An 18,474-nucleotide genomic window follows, 5' to 3' on the forward strand; every position below is an offset into this window, starting at 1 on the left:
AGATGGCAACCAAGCCCTATTTAATTTTTAGTTTACATAATATTAGATATGCGATCGCCGCTAAAGAAGTTACGGAAATATTCTTATTACCAGAACTAACCCCTGTCGCCGAAGCACCACCAGATGTTGTTGGCTTGCTCAATCTACATTCTGTATTTGTGCCGGTGATGCACCTAGATCTCCGTTTTGGTCATAAGTTTGACCAGTGCAATCTTACTGATAGCGTTATTGTCTTGGAGTCTCAAGGATTGCAGGTGGGAGTAGTAGTTCACCAGGTTGAAACAATTAATGAAATTGACGATCGATATATTCAAGTCGATTTAGATTATGGACGAGAAAGAAAGATTAACCAAGCTTTTATTGAAGGGGTAATTAATCTTGATGATGAAATCATTATGCTCCTTAATGTAGATAATCTTGTTCGACATCCCGATGCTTTGGAAGCATTAATTGATGCCCAAGAGTCGCAATTAGAAGCAAAATCCTCAGCAAGAGGCTTTTACGATCGATATTTTCCCGCAGCCTCCCTCAATACTAAAGAAATTTTGTCCCGACGTGCTGCCAACCTGAGAGAAGCTATCGATAACGATGAACCAACTGAGTTAATTTCTCTTGCCGTCGTCAGCATCAATGGCGATTGTTTTGGCTTAGATCTCAGCATGGTCAGAGAATTTACCAAAATTGAGCGAGTTACGACTATTCCCTGCTGCCCAAATTACATAATTGGCAATATGAATTTGAGAGGAGAGATTCTGACCTTGGTAGATATTCGTCAGCCTTTGAATTTAGAGGCAATAGACAATAATCAGCCTCTTAAAGCTGTAGTAATTGAAGTTGGCGATATGGTAGCGGGAATTGCCGTAGAAGAGGTCTTTAATATAGTCGATTTGCGTCCAGAAGAACTAAAATCTGTGCCTGCTGCTATCAATTCTCAGACAGCTTGCTATCTCCAAGGTACTGCTAATTATCAAGATCGACCTTTGAACGTGATTGACTTAGCAAAAATACTCGCTCAAGGAGCGTTGACGGTAGAACTAGCAGCTTAAGCAGATATTTTATTAACTAAATTAAATTATAGATAGAAAATTCATGAATATTGGAACTCAATCAACCCTAGGTACAAAAGATAAAAATCAAATTACGTCTGGTAATTTTCGTCATTTGAGAATCCTTTTGCTACCTATTATTCTGACTGCGGGCTTGTGTGGAGGCATGGCTTTGTTTATTTTAGATGCCTATCAAGGCTTCAAAAAGATTGGGACTGAGGATATTGCAATTATCGATTTAAGTAATCAAATTATTTATTTAGATGAAGTTCTCACCTCTAGCGCGCGTCTAGCGGCTTCAACTGGTAATGAAAGCTGGGAAAAACGTTATAACGACTCTATCCCTAAATTAGACGAAGTATTAGCAGAAACTGCAAAGCTTTTGCCATTGATAGACAGTAGCGGTATTACTAATACAGATGAAGCTAATGACAAACTTGTTGCCATGGAAACCCAAGCATTTAAGTTAACCAATCAAGGAAAATTGTCAGAAGCCACTGCTTTGCTGTCAAGCCTTGAATATGAGAAACAAAAAAGCGTTTATGCCCAGGGAATAACTGAAACTACAGCAGCATTGCAACAATATGTTGAAAATAACATCAAGAAAAAATCTCAGTTAACCTACTCAATGCTGGTGGTGATTGGGATTGCATCTGCGGTGTTGTTAATTGCCTGGACGTTTGTACTGCAAAGAATGCGAGGCTATATCCAAGCTATTAACAATATAGAAACAGTTATCTCTAATACATCCTTAAAAATTGCTTCGGCTGTAGAACGTCAAGAGAAAATTGCTAACGAACAGGCAAGTTCTGTCAGCCAAACGACCTCTACGGTAGATTTGTTAGGTGAAACCTCAAGACGCTCGGCAGTTCAAGCAGAAGAATCGGCAAAAAGTGCCAATATGGCTCTCTCTCTAGCAGAAACTGGAGCGCAAACAGTGGATCAAACTAGAGCAGGGATGGAAAGTCTCAAGGAAAGGGTAAGAGAAATTGCCGAACAAATTATCAACCTGAGTGAGCAAACTGAACAAATTGCAGGGGTATCTGAACTGGTGGGGGATCTGGCAAACCAAACGAATATGCTGGCTCTTAACGCAGCGGTTGAGGCAGCACGGGCAGGGGAATACGGCAAAGGTTTTGGGGTAGTTGCTGGGGAGATTCGGAAACTAGCAGATCAAAGTCGTAAGTCTGCGGACAAGATCAACAACCTGGTTACAGACGTACAGGCAGCAATGAACAGTGCGGTAATGGTAACTGATGAAGGCAAGAAAACCGCAGAGTCCAGTATTGAATTGGCATTAGGTACAGCCGAATCATTTATTGGGGTAAAGGAGGCTGTTAACAGTGTATTTGCCAACACCTCAGAAATTTCTAGTACCGCAAAAGAACAGGCTGTAGGTATTCAAGAAATCTTAGCAGCAGTTAATGCTCTTAACTTGGGAGCAATGGATACGGCAGCAGATATGGAAAATGTAAAAGCTTCCACAATCCAACTGAAAAAATTCACCGAAGAATTAAAAGCGATTGTTTAGTTATAGCTTTAAGCTCTAGGCTTTTTGGACTTTGGTTTTTAGAGCTTTTTATCATCTGAGCAAAACTATGTATATAGAAGACGAAGAACTAAGAGAGCTTTATAAAACCTCTAGTAGCGAACACCTGCAAAAGCTAGAGGCCGACTTAATGATCTTGGAGAAAAATCCCCAGGATAGTTCAGCAATAGAAGAATTTTTGCGGGAAGCACATACCCTTAAAGGGGATTCACGGATGCTGGGGTTAAACGATATCGAGATGCTGGTGCATCAGCTAGAAGACTGTATTGAAGGCATTAAAGCAGGAAAAAGCGAAATAACTGCCCAATTATGCGATCGCCTGTACCAAGGGATTGATGCTGTCAACCAACTTTCTCATCAGGCAATTACAGGGGATACGGTAAAAGTTAATACGTTTGAAGTGTTGGCATTATTGATGGGTGCAGCCGATACTTCTGAGTCTCAGGGTAATCAGGAAGTAGATTTATTTGCCGATGAGGCTGATTTATTCGCTGATGACTCTAGTTCCCCAGCGAATTTGTTTAGCGGTAATTCTAGTTCTGAAACAGATTTATTCGCTGATTATTCTAGCTCAGAAGCAGATTTATTTGCATACGATTTCTCAGTAGCCGAACCAGAACCACTTGAAGATACAAATATAGTAGTTGCAGCTAATCTTAACCAGCCTCTAACAGCGAGTACAACCCCCAGAGACTTTCAAATTGATACCATTAGGGTTGAGCCACAAAAGCTAGATATCCTAATGACTCAAGCCAGTGAATTAGCAGTTACTAAACTGCGTATTTTCCAGCAGATGACGGAAATCGAGCAGATGTTAGCTCTTTGGGAAGGCTGGAGCAAGAATAATTCTGATGATAGCAAGATCTTTGCCCAGCTTGAACCAAACCTGAGTCCAGAGCAGTTTCTACCCTTGCGCTCTTTCTTGAACAGTACCCAACAGCGTTTAAACTCTTTGGGAAGCTTGGTTAATAATCTTAAACTTCGAGCCGATGAAGATGTCTCTAGTTTAGATATTATAGCCGCTCGCCTGGAATCAGGTATTCAAGATTTAAGACAGTTACCCCTGTCTACAGTATTTAATATTTATCCTCGTATGGTGCGCGATTTAGCTCGACAACAGGGCAAAGAAATTGAGCTAGTGATTGCAGGGGGAGATACCAAAGCCGATAAAAAAATATTAGAAGAAATCAAAGATCCCCTACTGCATCTTATTCGTAATGCGATCGATCATGGTATTGAAACTCCAGCAGAACGTATTGCTCAAAGTAAACCCCAAAAAGCCACCCTAATTTTAAGAGGCTATCAAACAGGTAGCAGCATCGGCATTGAAATTAGCGATGATGGACGCGGTTTAGATCTAGAAAGTATTCGCACCACGGCTATTAGACGGGGAGTGCATACTGAGGCAGAATTAGCTGCCATGAGTGAATCGGAAATTCAATCTCTGATCTTTGCTTCGGGCTTTTCTACTCGTACTCAAATTACCGAGCTTTCTGGCAGAGGTGTCGGTTTAGATGTGGTTCGAGCCAATGTAGAAAGACTAAAAGGTTCAATCCAGGTAACTTCTACGCCTGGCAATGGTTGCAAATTCCAGATACGTCTAAGCACTAGTTTAGCTACTACCAAAGTCCTGATTGTCAATCTCAAGCAGACTAGCTATGCTCTGCCTTTAGAGTTCATTCAAACCATGATTGCTCTTTCCCGCCAGGATATATATGAAATTGAAGGTAATTCTACTATTACCTTTGAGGATCAACATATCTCTATAGCTTGGCTGGCAAATTTACTTCAGTTGCCTACTCCCAAAGACTATGCCCAAGAAAAGAATAATCTATTCTGTATTATTCTCCAAACTGGTAGCGATCGCTTTGGCGTAATTGTCGATGAATTGGTAGATCAACAAGACATAGTTCTTAAACCCCAAAGTAAATTACTCAAACGTATTCCTAATATTACAGGAGCAACTATTTTGGGAAGTGGTGAAGTCTGTATGATTCTCAACCCTTGGGATCTGCTTCATTCATTGAGAAATGGTAGCTGGCAAGCTGTTTCTCTCCCAGTGGAAACAAAGATAGCCAAAAATAAACTACTGCTGGTAGAAGATTCCGTTATTATTCGGACTCAAATGCAGCGTTTGCTAAAGGGTGCTGGCTACGATGTAGTGGTTGCCGAGGACGGTTTGGCAGGTTTACAGCAGATTCAAGCCCAAGAGTTTGACATTGTGCTGTCTGATGTGGAAATGCCTAAGATGAATGGTTTAGAAATGACTGCCAGCATTCGCCAAAACAGCAAATATAAACAATTACCGATTGTGCTGCTCACCACCTTGGCATCTGATGAAGATAAACGTCGTGGTCAGGAAGCAGGAGCAAATGCTTACTTGACCAAAGGTAATTTTAACCAACAAGTTCTGTTTGATACTCTTAATCAATTAATTCAATCAACTTTAATAACTAGTTAATAATATGTCTAAAATCAAAGTTTTATTGGTCGAAGATTCCCCCGTGGCAATTAATATCTACGAAAAAATGTTAAGTTCTTCTTCTTATATCGAGGTAATTGGTAAAGCTGGCAACGGGAAAGAAGGACTAAATTTAGTTTCTCAACTTAATCCTGACGTAATCTGTACTGATTTACAAATGCCTCAGATGGATGGTTTGGAATTTACTAGACAGATAATGGCACATTATCCCACCCCAATTTTGGTTTTGAGTAACAGTGTGCAAAAGTTTGATATTGACAATATCTATGAAGTGATGAAAGCTGGGGCGCTTGATGTAATAGCAAAATCCCAAACTGCGTCTGGAGATAATTCTGAATCAATGCAAAACGAACTAATTGTCAAAATTAGAGTCTTAGCAACGAAAAAAGTTAGCGCAATTCCTTTAGCTTAGAGCTTAAAGCTTGAAGCTTTTTTTACAGATTAAATCGAATAATAAGTACATTAAATTAGAGTAAACATCATGGCAAAAATCGAAGTTTTATTAGTCGAAGATTCCGCTGTGGCAATTAACATCTACGAAAAAATGTTAATTTCTTCTCCCCATATCGAAGTAATTGGTAAGGCTGAAAATGGCAAACAGGGATTAGAATTAGTTTCTCATCTCAAACCTGATGTAATCTGTACCGATTTACAAATGCCTCAGATGGACGGCTTGGAATTTACTAGACAGATAATGGCACATTGTCCTACCCCAATTTTGGTTTTAAGTAACAGCGTCCAAAAGTATGATATTGACAATATCTATGAAGTGATGAAGGCTGGGGCAGTAGATGTGATGGCAAAACCTCAAACAGCTTTGGAAGGAAGTACCGAGTCAATGCAGAATGAGCTAGTGATAAAAGTTAGAGTTCTAGCAACAAAAAAAGTCAAAGCAATACCATTAAATTAAAAGGGATGAGAGCGAAGTAAGTAGAGAAGGTAGAGAAAATAACAGCTAAGTTAATTTACTCCCTGCGGGGGGTACCCCTTGGCTACTTCTTACTTAATTTCTCATCCCTCATCCTTTACCTACTCTGCCTCTGCTCTAGCTTGGGCTGCTTCGTCGGGGTGAATACCGAGTCTAGTTAAATTAAGGCGATTTTTCTGGTCAAAGCCACGGATTTTAACCACAATTTCGTCGCCTACGGCTACTTCATCATCTACTTTACCTACTCTGCCTTCGGCTAACTGGGAAATATGGATCATGCCTTCTTTTCCTGGCAAAATTTCGACAAAAGCACCAATATCGATGATTCTGGTAACTTTGCCAACGTAAACATCTCCTTCATTCAGTTTACGGGTAATATTGAAAACCATCTTCCGCGCCATCTCAGCTTTTTCGCCTTCAACCGCAGCGATAATGACTTTGCCATCGTCTTCAATGTCAATTTTCGCTCCTGTCTGCTCGGTAATAGCCTTAATAGTCTTACCTGAAGGTCCAATTACCATGCCAATTAGGTCAGGATCGATCTTCATAGTTAAGAGTCTTGGTGCATAAGGAGATAGTTCCTTACGGGGTTCGGCGATCGCCTTAAGCATTTCTTCGAGGATATGTATGCGTGCTGGTTGAGCTTTTCTAATGGCATCTGCTATTACCTCCAAAGGTAGACCAGTAATTTTCATGTCCATCTGCAAGGCAGTGATACCTACATCCGTCCCCGCAACCTTGAAGTCCATATCGCCTAAGAAGTCTTCAATTCCCTGAATATCTGTTAATATTCTGACCTCATCTCCTTCTTTGATTAGCCCCATCGCTGCACCACTGACAGGCTTGGCTAAAGGAACTCCCGCATCCATTAAACAAAGCGTTGAACCACAGACTGAACCCATAGAGGTTGAACCATTAGAAGAAAGTACTTCTGAGACTACCCGCAGCACGTAAGGAAATTCTTCTACAGTAGGCAGTACAGGAATCAAAGCTCTTTCGGCTAGCGCACCGTGTCCGACTTCTCTGCGTCCAGGCGTTCGCATGGGACGGGTTTCCCCCACAGAATAGGCAGGAAAATTGTAATGATGGAGATAACGCTTCTCGTCTTGCGGATTTAGATCGTCTCTAGTATCCTGAGCGTCTCCTGAAGTACCTAGAGTAGCAATAGAAAGTACCTGAGTTAAACCTCTTCTAAACAAGCCACTACCATGAACCCGATTGGGTAGTACTCCAGCCCTAGAGGTAATCGGTCTAACCTGATCTAGCTTACGTCCATCAACCCTAATGCCTTCTTCGAGTATCTGACCCCGCATCAGCTTTTTGGTTAGCTTTTTGAATGCCTTATCGATCGCTTTAGAATCTTCACTAGCTGCAATAGCAATCGGCTCTTTTTCTGGTAGTTCGGCGATCGCATCCGCAATCTTAGTTTGTTTGATTTCGTCTAAAGCCTGATCACGAGCTTTTTTATCAAAGTCATACTGAGAGAGAATTTGTTTAATATCTTTAGTAGCGCGATCGCTAATAAAGTTAATTAGGTTTTGATCTTCTTCAGGAGGCTGGGCGGTAGCAATTTCAATACCCAATTCTTTAATTAGATCTCGTTGTGCCTGAATCAATTCTTGAATTGCTTCATAGGCAAAATCAATTGCCTCAATCACATCTTGTTCTGGTAGTTGATTTGCTCCTGCTTCTACCATTACAATCCCGTCAGGGCTTCCTGCCACGACAATATCTAAATCGCCTTTTTTGATCTCTTTATAAGTAGGGTTAAGAATAAAATCATCTCCCACTAAACCTACTCTCACTGCTGCCATCGGGCCATAAAAAGGAATTTCTGCCAACAAAACAGCTACAGAAGCCCCCGTTACTGCCAAAATATCTGGGGGAACATCTTCGTCCATTGATAAAGTAGTGGCAACAATTTGAATATCATCTCTCAGCCAACCAGGAAATAAAGGACGCATCGGGCGATCGATTAACCTGCTGGTTAAAACAGCCCTCTCTCCTGGTCTACCCTCTCTTCTAAAAAAACCTCCAGGAATACGACCTGCTGCATACTGTCGCTCTTCGTAATCTACCATCAAAGGTAAAAAATCAATTCCCTCTCTACCTTTTGCTCTGGTAGCAGCAACCAAAACTGTTGTATCTCCTGACTGCACTAACACTGATCCGCCAGCTTGTGGTGCGAGCAAGCCTACTTTGAGTCGGATATCACGACCATCAAAGGATATCGACTTGTCAAATTCCTGCATCAACTATATATTCCTTATTTTTTCGCTTCTTTTTCTCGTGGGTAGATCCTAACACTATCTGAATTATTCAAACCTATATATCTCAGGAGAGTAAGCAGTTTATAGTTTTATGTCTATAATTTAAGTTATTTTAAGGTGACTATAGTTATTGCAGCTATATAGCTGTATAAATATGCACAACTATAAAGCTTGAATATCTGTAATGGCTTGATTGTGGGCTAAATAAAGAAATTGTTTTGCGCCGTGAGTATCGACAAAGCGATCGTTAAAGTAGCAGCACGCCAAACTAAAACAAAGTGGAGTTTCAGTATTGAAAACATCTTTACCAATACCTGTTTGTCTTGATCCCATAACTATTCTGTTTGCAGTTGGCTGTAAATAAATATACTATTGAGTATAGAAATAAATGTGCGATAGGTTACCATATTTCATATAGCTAGGATTCAGTTATAGTAGATTTTTTGTGAGGTTTGGTTTTCAACTATACATTAAGAATTTACTAGCTAAAATTTATTTATAACTTGGCAGAATTTTAGTCATTAGTATTTAATGAAAGCGAACCCAGAAGTAAAACAATATCACTTACAGGTCAAAACTGAGTTAGAAGCATTAAAAGACGTATTACAGTGGTTTGAAAATTTAGTTTTTCCCTTAGTACCGCAAAAAATGGGATGGCAATGTGAAGTTGCACTAGTAGAAGCTTTTACTAATGCAGTGCGTCATGCTCATCAGAATTTGCCCAAAGCAACTCCCATTGATTTAGAAGTTAAATTACTTCCTAATGCTTTAGAAATGCGAATTTGGGATCGAGGACAGCCGTTCGATCTCCAAGCAAAGCTGCGTAAAGGTGAGCGAGAAGCTAGCTCTATGGAAAAAGAAGGCGGTAGAGGTCTACAGTTTATCAAGAAGTTGACCGACGAACTGCAATACCTCAACCTGCCAAACCATCGCAACTGCCTAGTAATGCGTAAAAAGTATCTTTAGTCTAGTTGCTAGATCTCGTCAAATGCTCGCTCAATTAATCGTCGAGCAAGGGTTTGTGTACCTGTATGTTCGTAGTAATTGGTAGATACATCAATAAAAGCTGCTACGTAGTCTAGCTTGTTGTCAGAAAATTCTAGAAATCCCTGGAGATTATCCATTACTTTTTGGGGATTTAAATTTTTGCTGCTAACAAAGTTAGCCATCCAGCCTTTTACTGAATCAAAGCTTTCACCAATAAAGTCAAGCTTGCCTCTAGTATTTCCCCCAGGGATTGACTCTTCTACACCTTTAAAAGTAGAGTTTGATTCCAAATCTTGAGGACCAATTCCTGATAAAGTTGAGCTTGCCTTGAGGAGAAAATCTGGACCTAAAGGCACTAAACCATCAACACATACCAAAGTTGCCATCCGCATCAAAGATTCACCGCTATAGTCTCCTAATGCCCCTACAAAGTCGCCGATGCTATCTCCAGGAATACCATTGATTTGACAGAAAGCCACTAATTCAACGACTAGTTTAATCGACAAATCTAAAGCCTGAGCTTTATTAGGATTAGGAGTAATTTTGCTGATTAAGCCTCCTACTAAAGGAATTTTGTTGCCAACTTTATTAGCTAATGCTGCCGAACCCAATGCCTTATCTGAACGATCTACCGTTTGATAAAGCCACATAGCGCGACGATAACCCTGAGATTTGTCGTTATATAAATGTACAGCGCGATCGCCTATTTGTTGAATCAGATCTTCGTCGCTTTCGCCTGTCACTTTACGAATTGTATTGACAAAGCCAACGGTGTTTTCCCATTCACCAGGGACAATTGAATCTAAAGAACTCAGCATCATTGTGGTGACGTTCTTTTCTGGCAAATTATCTACCAGTTGAAAAATAGATTCACTCACTTCTTGCTCCTTTATATAAAGTTAGTGGTTTTTGAGTCGATCAAATAGTGAAATTCAATTTACAAAATAGAGAATTGAAATATTACTTCAGCTTAGACAACCCTCTAAGATCGAATTTACTTAGCCATTTTTGGCGATCGCCTTGGGTAAAGCTAGAATCTTTAGAGCGAATTTTAATCTGATAGCGATCGCCTACTAAGATAGCTGTTCCCGTACTCCCTTGACTGACGGAGGGAAAACCGTTTACCTGGCTATCAGTGTCTTTGAATTTATCGATTGTACTGAGATTGTTCAACGTATCAGAAATAGACAAAATAGCAATTTCTTTGCCATCTTTTTTCAATTTGGCTTGAGCAAAACCTTTCTTTTCTTGACTATATACTCGTTCGTATCCTGAGCCACTATCAGGAAAATAGCGGTTGAAGCTACTTCCAGACTGAGAGTCATTTACTACTGCTGTTGCACCTTTTTGGGTACTTTCGGTTTGCGCCTCATCAAAACGAGAAGGAGCTTGCTGGGTGCAGGATGATAATAATAAACAGCCTGTTAACAATAAGGTAACTAGAAATTTTCGTAAACTAATCATTTTCAGCTTGTTTACATAAGTGATCTAGCTTTATTTTCTGACTTTTACCCATCATTTTGGTTGAATTTATTAAATCTTCAACTAAATAGCTGTCCATTGAACTAAGCCTGGAAAAGCTTGGGTAATTAAACTACAATAAGAGACTATCAAAAAAAACAATATTATCTAAAGTCAGTAACTTGTTTTCATGCGCGATTACGAAGTTAGCCAAAGGCATCGCGTCATATCTTGGCTAAAAAAAAATGTATCTGAAGATCGTTTGCAACATATTTTAGGGGTAGAACAAACCTGCATTTCTCTGGCGCGCTGCCACCAAGTAGATGAGCAGCAGGCAGCGCAGGCTGGTTTAATGCACGATTTAGCGAAGTTTTTTTCGCCCCGCAAACTTCTTAAACTGGCGACAGAAGCCAAGATTCCAGTTGATGAAATATGTTTTAGTAATCCTCATTTACTGCACGCAGAGGTAGGTGCGGTAATTGCTCAACGAGAATTTGAAGTTAAAGATTTACAAGTTTTGAATGCTATTGGTAACCATACTTTAGGTACGCCACAGATGAGCAGATTAAGCTGCGTTGTCTATATTGCTGATGCTTTAGAACCAGGTAGGGGAGATAACCCAGAATTAGCAGCAATGCGTAACGTGGCTAAGGAAAATCTTTACAAATGTGTACAGCAAACTAGTGATTATTCCCTAAAATATTTAGTAAGCAAGCAAAAAGTCATTCATCCCCGCACTGTCTTAACTAGAAATTGGGCTTGGGCTAAAGCTAGAGAAAGTCCCCCCTCTCCCTAAGCTGTAAACCAAATTAATCCAGAATCCAATTAATACTTAACTTAGAAACCATAAAAATATATTTTGAATGAGTAAATTATCATCAGAACAAGCAATTAGCACTCAAGAAAATTTTTCCATTTCCTCAGATGTTGACAGCAAAGAGTTGGCTTGGCAAATAGCCGTGGCTGCTGAGGACAAGAAAGCTCAAGATATCGTCCTCTTAAAAGTTGACGAAGTTTCATATTTAGCTGATTATTTTGTGATCGTTACAGGATTTTCCCAAACCCAGCTAAAAGCGATCGCCGAATCTATCGAAGATCGCTTAGAAGAGCAGTTTAGTCGGCAACCTATAAGAGTCTCAGGCAAGAGAGAAGGCAACTGGATAGTACAAGACTATGGAGATGTAATTGCCCACGTCTTTCTTCCCGAAGACAGAGAATACTATAATTTAGAAGCCTTCTGGGGACACGCCGAACGTATAGAATTTTCTCAGCCTAGTTAAATATTTTTGTAGCATGAATAAATCCACAGTTAACTTCTGCCCAGTTCCAATTGAACAACAGCCAATTCATGAATACGAGCAGTTAAAAGCGTCCTGGTTGTTTGACTGGGGAGTTTTAGCAATAGGTCTGTATAGTAAAAAAATAGCTTGGGTGAGTTTTTGGAGTGGTATTTTCGCTACAACTTTAGCTATGTCCATCTTCTCTCCTCAAGAAGACCTACTTCAGTTTATTTTGTCTAGCACAGTTGGAATTTGTTTATTGACTGGGTTATTTTTGTCGAGAATTTACTTAGGTTGGCATTACGTTAAAAATCGTCTCCAGAGCGATCGCATTTTTTATGAAGAATCAGGGTGGTATGATGGGCAAACCTGGCTCAAACCTAGCAGTATGTTAGATCGCGATCGCTTAATTGTTAGTTATCAAATCGAGCCTATTTTAGGTCGCCTACATAATACTTACGGTTTGCTAGCAGCAATTACTATCCTAAGTGCCTTAGTTTGGCTAACTTGTGTCTAAGTTGGTCGTGTCCATATTTTTTATTAATTCAATACCGAATGAATAGGGGAAAAAGAACTCATACACCGTCTTTAGAAGTCCATTTACTACGCGAAGGCATTTTAGAATCATCCCATCATGTAGAAGCGACTGTTTGCGACAGTAAAGGACGTGTTTTATTGCTGGCGGGAGACTCCCAAACATCAACTTTCATTCGCTCTGCTTTAAAGCCTTTTCAAGCTTTAGCAGTTACCAGCACGGGAACTTTGCAAAAATATGGTTTGAGCGATCGCGATTTGGCGATTATGTGTAGCTCTCATCAAGGAAAAATTGAACAAGCAAGACAAGCATTTAATATTCTTTGGCAAGCAGATGTCGATCCTTCGGCGTTAAAATGCCCTATTCCTCCTGGAGGAAATAATCGTTTAGAGTACAATTGTTCTGGAAAGCACGCAGGAGTTTTAGCCGTCTGCCAAAATCTTAATCTACCTCTCCATAGTTATCTAAAGCGATCGCATCCAGTACAAAAAATTATCCTTGATAAAATCTCAGAATTGCTAGAAATGCCTGGAGATGAATTTATCAGCGCGCAGGATGATTGTGGAATGATGACTTACTCGATGCAATTGCAGCAAATAGCTCATTTATATGCGCTTTTAGCAAATGGTAGCAGTATCGATTTAGAGCGTATTGCCCGCGCTATGACTTATTATCCCCGCATGATTGCTGGAGAGGGGGCATTTGATACTGAGTTAATGTGCTTGAGCGAAGGGGAATTAGTTAGCAAGTCGGGTGCAGAAGGTATTCAGTGCGTTGGTCGAGTTGGTCAAGGAATGGGGCTGGCTATTAAAGTAAAAGATGGCGCAAAACGAGCTAAATATGCGATCGCGATTCATCTGTTAAGGCAAATGGGTTGGATTAGTCCCGCTATTGCTGAAAATTTGTCTGATACTTTTATGCAGCTAACTCCTTCTAAACGCTTAGAAGCGGTTGGTGAGATGGCGATTTTATAGACCTCGTGCATAAATCAGTTTTGTAGGGTGGGTAAATTCCAGAAATTAGATAGTAGTATTCAATTAAATAATTGTTACCCACCAATTTCAAGGCGATCTGTTATAACCGTTTCAACTATTTTAAAATCAAACAATTAATAAAATGGCAGCGAAACTGATGCGAACAATTGCTAATTTTTGTCGGGCTGCTGTTGTAGTTTTATTTCTGTTTTTGGCAGGGTGTTCTAGTCGAGCTTCTCAAAATATCCACTTAAAGTATGGCAATCCTAGTCAAGCCAACGGCAGTTTTAATAATTATTTGCTGGAAAAACCTGGATATGCTCTTGCCTATAGTTGCCAAGCAGGGATAGCGAATTGGGTTAGCTGGCAACTTGACCAAAGTTGGTTAGGTACAGTTGATCGTTCAGATAATTTTCGTCCCGATGTAGATTTACCATCTGATTGCTACGTAGTAAGACCAAATGATTATCGGGGTAGTGGTTACGATCGCGGACATCTTATTCCCAGTGGCGATCGCACTGGGAATCTAAAAGACAACAGTGATACGTTTTTGATGACTAATATGATTCCCCAATCCCCTGCCAACAATCGAGAAGTGTGGCGAGAATTAGAAAAATACTGTCGAGATTTGGTTTTTCAGGGCAATGAGCTTTATATTGTCGCGGGAGGCAATGGTATTGCCAAAAAGATTGCCCAGAGTAAAGTGAACGTTCCTGAGTTTACCTGGAAGGTTGTTTTAGTTTTAGAACAGCCTAACGCTGAAATTACAGCGAACAATTCCTACACTATTGCTGTGTGGATGCCCAATTCAGAACAGGTAAGAAATACCAACTGGAGAGATTATGTATCCTCTGTAGATGAAATAGAAAAGAAAACAGGTTATAACTTTTTTGCCGAGATATCCAAGCCAGTACAGAAAAGGATTGAAAAATCAATCTATAGTTTATAGTTATACAGGTCAAATGTAAGCTGGAAAACTTTTTCAAGTTAAAAGCGATGAAGTGTGGTCTTTGCTGCACGGAAATGCCCTGAGTTAAAGGGCTGTCTTGGTGAGCATTCCCTTGCGACCTGACGGCGACGCGGGGTCTCACCGCTATTCCACTCTCGCGGTGGGGGTCACATGCGGCTCACGCCTTTGTCCCATGAACAACTTCATTTCTGAGCGATTGCCATACTCAAGAAGCGATCGCTCTAATTAGCAACATAAATAACTGATTATTCTGTTTCTCCGCCTTGGATTTTGAGAATGAGAAAACCCAAACTAAGTCCAACTAAAATCAGAATAGTACATAAAATTGCTCCGTTAAACAACATACTTTCCGCGCTCATACTCGTTTCTCCTTTTTTCAGTCACAATTAATAATAGGTATTTTAAATCATTCAGTCCCATCACCCGTAACTTAATTATTGTCAAATAGTTTTTAGTGATTAGTTTTTAGTTTAACCTTCAAATGACTATAATTCCTTCTTTAGCTATAACCATGGGAGATCCTGCGGGGATTGGTCCTGAAATTATTCTTAAGGCTTTGGCAGACAAATCTTTGTCTGCAAGATGTCAGACTATGGTTGTTGGCAATCGTCAATTATTGCAGTTTACCTATGAACATTTATTAGAGCAAAGCCAGTTAACCGAGCAAGATTTAGCTAATCCTCAGTCTATTTCCGTGTTAGATATTCCTTTAGACAGTGCTATTACCTTAGGACAAGGTGATGCGGTCAGCGGTGGATTTAGCTTTGCCTGTTTAGAAAAAGCGATCGCCTTAACCCTAGAAAATAAATTTCAGGGCATCGTCACCGCCCCCATTGCCAAATCTCTTTGGAAAGCAGCGGGACATGATTATCCTGGTCAGACAGAAGTTTTGGCGCAAAAAGCAGGAGTAGATCGCTTTGGTATGCTGTTTGTGGGACGCTCTCCCCATACTGGTTGGATTTTACGCAGCTTGTTGGCAACTACCCACATTCCCTTAGCTGATGTACCCACAGCCTTAACACCGCAGCTTATGTCTCGTAAGCTAGATTTGCTAATTGAATGCTTATCCGAGGATTTTGATATTGAGCAACCGCAAATTGCGATCGCGGGTTTAAATCCTCATAGTGGTGAAGCAGGACAGTTGGGTACAGAAGAACAAGACTGGCTCTTAGACTGGCTGCAAAAAGCCCAAGCGACACACCCTCAAGCAAAATTAGTTGGGCTAATTCCCCCCGATACTATGTGGGTAAAACCAGGACAGGCTTGGTACGGCAATCATGAGCAGCAACCTAATACTGCCGACGCTTATCTAGCCTTGTATCATGACCAGGGTTTAATCCCTGTTAAGCTGATGGCATTCGATCAGGCAATTAATACCACTATTGGGCTGCCTTTTATTCGTACATCCCCCGATCACGGCACTGCCTTTGACATCGCAGGACAGGGTGTCGCTACTGCTAACAGCATGAAAGCAGCAATTGAACTGGCAATTCAAATTACCAAGCAACGAACATTTAAAAAGTAGGAACGAATCGCACCACCGCCATAAACTGTCGGTGATTTAAGTCCCTGCGGGGATTACCCCTTGGCTAGTTGTTAGTCCCTGCGGGGATTACCCCTTGGCTAGTAGTCAATTGGAACTAAAAACTAACAACTAAATACTCAACAGGCGAGTGGAATATGGCTCTTAAACAGAGCCATTTCCTCGCCTCAATCGTGCTTTAGCACGAGGCTTTAAACCCATTTATTAGACGGCAATTTGAGTATCACCCCTACTTATTGGATATCTTAGGAGCAGGTTTAGCGGGGCTTTTTCTTCTTTGAGTTTTGCCCTGGGATCTACCGCGACCATCACCGCCAAAATCATCAGATTCAGGTGGTTCATCACTATAGATATCTAAAAAGACTGATTCACCATGGGCTAAGGCTGAAGTTTGAATCGTGGTTCTTATAGCTTGAATAGTGCGACCACCACGACCAAAAACCTTACCGCGATCGCTTTTATCAAATGCAATTCGTAACCAAATCTTGCCATTACTCTTGTTTACTTCAGAGTGTATGCACAGGGTTTGGGGGTTGGCTAAAAACGGTTCGACCAGAAAGCGCGCTAGTTTTTCATAATCGTTACTAGTGACTGTCTGAGGATCAGACAATTCGGTCTTATTTGGCATGAACTTGATCGAATACTTGGGCTTTGTTCAGAATACTTCTTACAGTTTGGCTAGGCTGCGCACCCTGTTCCAACCTTTTGACGATGGCAGGAACATCAAGTCTAGTTTCGTCTGTACGGGGGTTATAAAAACCAAGTTCTTCGATGGGGCGACCATCTCTGCGAGTTTTGCTCTCTATAGCTACTATACGATAGCTAACTTCTCTTTTTTTACCGAAGCGTTTCAAACGTAATTTAATCATCAGTTATTCAAATTTGTCCTTTACGATTGTAATCTATCTATCTAGGTTTTCTCTAAAGTAAACTCAGACAATCTCTGATTTTACAATGAGCCAAAGCCTTTTTTCTTCTTCTTTTTCTTTTTCCTTCTACCTTGATCTGGATAACCGCCTTCCATACCAGGCATTCCCATGCCACCCATGCCAGGCATTCCCATGCTGCCCATACCAGGCATTCCCATGCCAGGCATTCCGCGACCCATATTCTGCATCATCGAACGCATTTTGCTAAAGTCTTTGACCAATTTTGTCACGTCTTTTTCTTCAAAGCCAGAGCCTTTAGCTACTCGACGGCGACGGCTAGGAGATTGGGATAATAAATCAGGATCGGCTTTTTCGTCTTTGGTCATGGAGTTGATCATCGACTCAGTAATCTTTAGCTGAGTTTCTCCTTTAGCTAGGTCAGCACCGCTAATTTTTCCCATGCCAGGAATTAGCTTGAGGACTCCACCTAATGAACCCATGTTTTTGAGCAGACGCATTTGTTTAACAAAGTCGTTAAAGTCAAACTTTGCCTCCATGATTTTAGACTGCATCTTTTCGACATCAGCTAAATCAATTTCTTCTTGAGCTTTTTCTACCAGAGTTAAGATATCTCCCATATTCAAAATACGGGAAGCTAAACGATCTGGATAAAAAGGTTCTAAAGCCTCTACTTTTTCGCCCACGCCGACAAACTTAATTGGCTGTCCTGATACCTGTCTGACAGATAGGGCTGCACCACCACGACTATCACCGTCTAGCTTGGTTAAGATTGCGCCTGTAATGCCAATTTGATCGTGAAATGTATGGGTTAGGTTAGCTGCTTCCTGCCCTGTCATAGCATCTACCACCAAGAGCGTATCATCAGGCTTGATGGCATCTTTGATGCGGGATAGTTCCCCCATCATGTCTTGGTCTATTTGTAGTCGCCCTGCGGTATCGACAATTACTGTGTCCACTCCAAGCTCTTTGGCTTTGACTATCCCTTGACGAGCAATTTCTACGGGGTCTGCATCTGTCCCCATTTCAAACACAGGAACATCAATTTGATTACCTAAAGTAAGTAACTGATCGATCGCCGCAGGACGATATATGTCTGTTCCTACCATTAGGCAAGAACGCTCTTGTTTACGCAAATATAGAGCTAATTTGGCAGTAGCGGTAGTTTTACCTGTCCCCTGTAAACCAGCCATTAAAATTACCGTGGGGGGTCGATCTGCTTGGGCAAGGGGAACGTTGCTTTCCCCCATCACCTTGACTAGTTCATCGTAAACAATCTTGATAAACTGTTGTCCAGGGTTGACCCCAGAAATTACCCCTTCTCCTAATGCTTTTTCTTCTACATCAGCAATAAAAGCTTTAACGACTTGGAGGTTAACATCGGCAGCCAAAAGAGCGCGACGTACTTCCTTTAAGGTGTCTTGAATATTGGCTTTAGATATCTTATTCTGACCACGCAGCTTTTTCCAGGCATCGTCCAACTTATCCGCTAGAGCATCAAACATAGATTAATTTTATGATTTTAATTTTTTACTTATTTTAATAATTTTCAGGTATTGAGT

Annotated in this window: 20 protein-coding genes; 12 read left to right on the forward strand and 8 right to left on the reverse strand. The window is 40.7% G+C overall.

Annotated elements, in window-relative coordinates:
• The first annotated feature begins 2 nt into the window (after positions 1-2).
• The 5 genes from SLP02_RS09485 to SLP02_RS09505 all read left to right on the forward strand — a co-directional run bounded on the left by SLP02_RS09485 (position 3) and on the right by SLP02_RS09505 (position 5,987).
• A complete protein-coding gene (locus tag SLP02_RS09485; RefSeq protein ID WP_319420413.1) occupies positions 3-1,046 on the forward strand; it encodes a chemotaxis protein CheW in 1,044 nt (347 codons plus the stop codon).
• 43 nt (positions 1,047-1,089) lie between these two features.
• Positions 1,090-2,577: a methyl-accepting chemotaxis protein gene (locus SLP02_RS09490; protein WP_319420414.1), complete on the forward strand. Its 1,488-nt coding sequence runs from the start codon at positions 1,090-1,092 to the stop codon at positions 2,575-2,577.
• 67 nt (positions 2,578-2,644) lie between these two features.
• Entirely contained in the window at positions 2,645-5,056 is a 2,412-nt protein-coding gene (locus SLP02_RS09495) for a hybrid sensor histidine kinase/response regulator (RefSeq protein WP_319420415.1), read from the forward strand.
• A 4-nt stretch (positions 5,057-5,060) separates the two neighbouring features.
• Complete coding sequence (locus tag SLP02_RS09500) at positions 5,061-5,489, forward strand: response regulator (protein ID WP_319420416.1); 429 nt, start codon at positions 5,061-5,063, stop codon at positions 5,487-5,489.
• A gap of 69 nt (positions 5,490-5,558) precedes the next feature.
• Positions 5,559-5,987, forward strand: coding sequence for a response regulator (locus SLP02_RS09505; RefSeq protein ID WP_319420417.1), 429 nt, complete (start codon positions 5,559-5,561; stop codon positions 5,985-5,987).
• A 119-nt stretch (positions 5,988-6,106) separates the two neighbouring features.
• Here SLP02_RS09505 and SLP02_RS09510 read toward each other — a convergent pair whose 3' ends face one another.
• Together SLP02_RS09510 and SLP02_RS09515 are read right to left on the reverse strand one after the other, a co-directional pair.
• Positions 6,107-8,257 carry a polyribonucleotide nucleotidyltransferase gene (locus SLP02_RS09510; protein ID WP_319420418.1) on the reverse strand — a complete coding sequence of 717 codons (2,151 nt, stop codon included), beginning with the start codon at positions 8,255-8,257 and terminating at the stop codon, positions 6,107-6,109.
• 180 nt (positions 8,258-8,437) lie between these two features.
• A complete protein-coding gene (locus SLP02_RS09515; protein ID WP_319420419.1) occupies positions 8,438-8,608 on the reverse strand; it encodes a hypothetical protein in 171 nt (56 codons plus the stop codon).
• Between the two features lie 198 nt (positions 8,609-8,806).
• Between SLP02_RS09515 and SLP02_RS09520 the strand changes: the two genes are divergently transcribed.
• Entirely contained in the window at positions 8,807-9,241 is a 435-nt protein-coding gene (locus tag SLP02_RS09520) for an ATP-binding protein (protein WP_319420420.1), read from the forward strand.
• An 8-nt stretch (positions 9,242-9,249) separates the two neighbouring features.
• On the opposite strand, the gene SLP02_RS09525 is transcribed toward SLP02_RS09520, so the two are convergent.
• Together SLP02_RS09525 and SLP02_RS09530 are read right to left on the reverse strand one after the other, a co-directional pair.
• A complete protein-coding gene (locus SLP02_RS09525; RefSeq protein WP_319420421.1) occupies positions 9,250-10,140 on the reverse strand; it encodes a hypothetical protein in 891 nt (296 codons plus the stop codon).
• An 82-nt stretch (positions 10,141-10,222) separates the two neighbouring features.
• A complete protein-coding gene (locus SLP02_RS09530) occupies positions 10,223-10,726 on the reverse strand; it encodes a hypothetical protein (RefSeq protein ID WP_319420422.1) in 504 nt (167 codons plus the stop codon).
• Between the two features lie 187 nt (positions 10,727-10,913).
• Here SLP02_RS09530 and yqeK point away from each other — a divergent pair, with 187 nt between their 5' ends.
• The 5 genes from yqeK (at position 10,914) to SLP02_RS09555 (ending at position 14,461) form a co-directional block, all read left to right on the forward strand.
• Positions 10,914-11,519, forward strand: a complete 606-nt coding sequence (yqeK, locus tag SLP02_RS09535) for a bis(5'-nucleosyl)-tetraphosphatase (symmetrical) YqeK (protein WP_319420423.1) — start codon at positions 10,914-10,916, stop codon at positions 11,517-11,519.
• Between the two features lie 67 nt (positions 11,520-11,586).
• The gene (gene rsfS / locus SLP02_RS09540) at positions 11,587-12,003 is read left to right on the forward strand and encodes a ribosome silencing factor (protein ID WP_319420424.1); all 417 of its coding nucleotides are present in this window, start codon (positions 11,587-11,589) and stop codon (positions 12,001-12,003) included.
• Positions 12,004-12,016: 13 nt separating this feature from the next.
• Positions 12,017-12,520 (forward strand): CGLD27 family protein, encoded by a 504-nt coding sequence (locus tag SLP02_RS09545; protein ID WP_319420425.1) that lies wholly within the window; start codon positions 12,017-12,019, stop codon positions 12,518-12,520.
• A 38-nt stretch (positions 12,521-12,558) separates the two neighbouring features.
• The gene (locus SLP02_RS09550) at positions 12,559-13,512 is read left to right on the forward strand and encodes an asparaginase (RefSeq protein WP_319420426.1); all 954 of its coding nucleotides are present in this window, start codon (positions 12,559-12,561) and stop codon (positions 13,510-13,512) included.
• 142 nt (positions 13,513-13,654) lie between these two features.
• Positions 13,655-14,461: a DNA/RNA non-specific endonuclease gene (locus tag SLP02_RS09555; RefSeq protein WP_319420427.1), complete on the forward strand. Its 807-nt coding sequence runs from the start codon at positions 13,655-13,657 to the stop codon at positions 14,459-14,461.
• Positions 14,462-14,727: 266 nt separating this feature from the next.
• Here SLP02_RS09555 and SLP02_RS09560 read toward each other — a convergent pair whose 3' ends face one another.
• The gene (locus SLP02_RS09560) at positions 14,728-14,841 is read right to left on the reverse strand and encodes a cytochrome b6-f complex subunit PetM (protein ID WP_319420428.1); all 114 of its coding nucleotides are present in this window, start codon (positions 14,839-14,841) and stop codon (positions 14,728-14,730) included.
• A 122-nt stretch (positions 14,842-14,963) separates the two neighbouring features.
• Between SLP02_RS09560 and pdxA the strand changes: the two genes are divergently transcribed.
• Positions 14,964-16,007, forward strand: coding sequence for a 4-hydroxythreonine-4-phosphate dehydrogenase PdxA (pdxA, locus tag SLP02_RS09565; RefSeq protein WP_319420429.1), 1,044 nt, complete (start codon positions 14,964-14,966; stop codon positions 16,005-16,007).
• Between the two features lie 247 nt (positions 16,008-16,254).
• Here pdxA and SLP02_RS09570 read toward each other — a convergent pair whose 3' ends face one another.
• The 3 genes from SLP02_RS09570 to ffh all read right to left on the reverse strand — a co-directional run bounded on the left by SLP02_RS09570 (position 16,255) and on the right by ffh (position 18,417).
• Positions 16,255-16,653, reverse strand: coding sequence for a KH domain-containing protein (locus tag SLP02_RS09570; RefSeq protein ID WP_319420430.1), 399 nt, complete (start codon positions 16,651-16,653; stop codon positions 16,255-16,257).
• Positions 16,643-16,894 (reverse strand): 30S ribosomal protein S16, encoded by a 252-nt coding sequence (rpsP, locus tag SLP02_RS09575; RefSeq protein ID WP_319420431.1) that lies wholly within the window; start codon positions 16,892-16,894, stop codon positions 16,643-16,645. The genes SLP02_RS09570 and rpsP overlap by 11 nt, the downstream gene beginning before the upstream one ends.
• Positions 16,895-16,974: 80 nt before the next feature.
• The gene (ffh, locus tag SLP02_RS09580) at positions 16,975-18,417 is read right to left on the reverse strand and encodes a signal recognition particle protein (RefSeq protein WP_319420432.1); all 1,443 of its coding nucleotides are present in this window, start codon (positions 18,415-18,417) and stop codon (positions 16,975-16,977) included.
• Positions 18,418-18,474: the final 57 nt, after the last annotated feature.

It is taken from the genome of Pleurocapsa sp. FMAR1, assembly GCF_963665995.1.
Lineage (GTDB): Bacteria > Cyanobacteriota > Cyanobacteriia > Cyanobacteriales > Xenococcaceae > Waterburya.